The following is a 1,397-nucleotide window of genomic DNA, read 5'->3' as shown; positions in this document are numbered from 1 at the left end:
TTGCTTACCCACGAAGGTATCCTTTTGAAAAAGTTACTTATTCGTGGGCGGTTACACAATTGGATTTACAGGCTCAAATATCAACAAAGTGTGCTCCCGCCCTGCTCCTGACATGAGTAGTGCAGTGATAAAAGATTACTCAACATAAATGACTTTTCACTCTCCGGAGCTGTCGCAAGATCTATTTTATCAAGCAGTCTTTTGTTGAGCACATCAATATCATGGAAGAATGGATCTTCCTGTACTTCATCAAACAGGGTTGGATCCATGCCTTGCTCTATTGGTGTTCCTGACTTAATCCGATCAAATGCCCTGGCCAGATGGACAATCATCATCTGGAATTGTTCGTTAGCATCACCAACTGGAAAGCTCTCCCTGAGGTCTTCCATTACCACTAAACATGCGTTTAATGCATCATGACTGATCACATCGGCTGACCGGAGTAACTGTAATCGCGCTATCACTGCATATCTCCATATTCAAATATTAATAACTTGGTATCAACTTCCCTTCAATTACTAAACGCTGATGGACCAATAGTTGATGAACATCAAGTAACTTACTAATTAGCTCGCTGACATGCTGGCTCTGGCGACCGACAAGAATGACCGCCTGGGATGCTTGGCGACATTCATCAATATGCTGGAGCGATTTTTCGCACAGCCCCGATACATTCATATCGATGGCCTCGGGCAACCACACGACCGCATCTATCTGCCCGGAAACGAGATAACTCAAGCTGTTGGAATAGTTGATCTCGACAATTTCAATTTCTTTTTCTGCAAACGCCTTCTCGGTCAGAATTCGCTGATCAGGAGATGCCGGATCGACCCCCACGCGTTTGATAGTCTCATATTCGTTTTCCCGATAAATCAAGCGATGCTCGAGTGAATAGGACTCTGCCCCCAGATCAGCTAAGATCTTAACGCTACCACCCAATGTTCCAGCAGCAAGCTTGGACATAATGGCTAGGTCATAGACACCCTTTTTCAAGCATTCGGCACGGACATCAGCGCCACGCATATGGGCAAAGTAGAGTGGCAGGCTGCCAAGTTGCGCCTTCAATCCACTGGCCAGGCCCTCGTAGTGCTTTGTATAAGGCAGCGGCATGGCACACACCACATGGCTGATGCCGGAGTAACGGACAAGCTTTTGATAATCGAGTTGCCGAATATAAGTGCCATTACGCCCCTGCTTACTCAAGCTGACCGCCTTGTCATTTTCCAGCGTGGTAAACGCCTTCTGTATAAATCCAACTGATACACCAATCTCCTCTGACAAGGAATCTATGGTCCTCAGACGGTCGTCAGGCCGTGTCGTCATCAGGGCGGGAGCACACTTTGTTGATATTTTAACCAAAGAATAACTGAGCCCGATAGTCGTCATTCCAGCCGGCT

The 1,397-nt window shown here is 46.7% G+C and carries 2 protein-coding genes; both read right to left on the bottom strand.

The window, feature by feature from the left end:
- Positions 1-80: 80 nt before the first annotated feature.
- Complete coding sequence (locus OKC40_RS22460) at positions 81-428, bottom strand: hypothetical protein (protein WP_270797028.1); 348 nt, start codon at positions 426-428, stop codon at positions 81-83.
- Between the two features lie 58 nt (positions 429-486).
- The coding region (gene yhfZ, locus OKC40_RS22455; RefSeq protein ID WP_270797027.1) for a GntR family transcriptional regulator YhfZ at positions 487-1,397 on the bottom strand (911 nt) is incomplete at its 5' end.

Source organism: Aeromonas sp. QDB11, from assembly GCF_027705265.1.
GTDB lineage: Bacteria > Pseudomonadota > Gammaproteobacteria > Enterobacterales > Aeromonadaceae > Aeromonas > Aeromonas allosaccharophila.
Note: the sequence above shows the minus strand (reverse complement) of the source record. Positions and strands in the feature narration are given on the sequence as shown.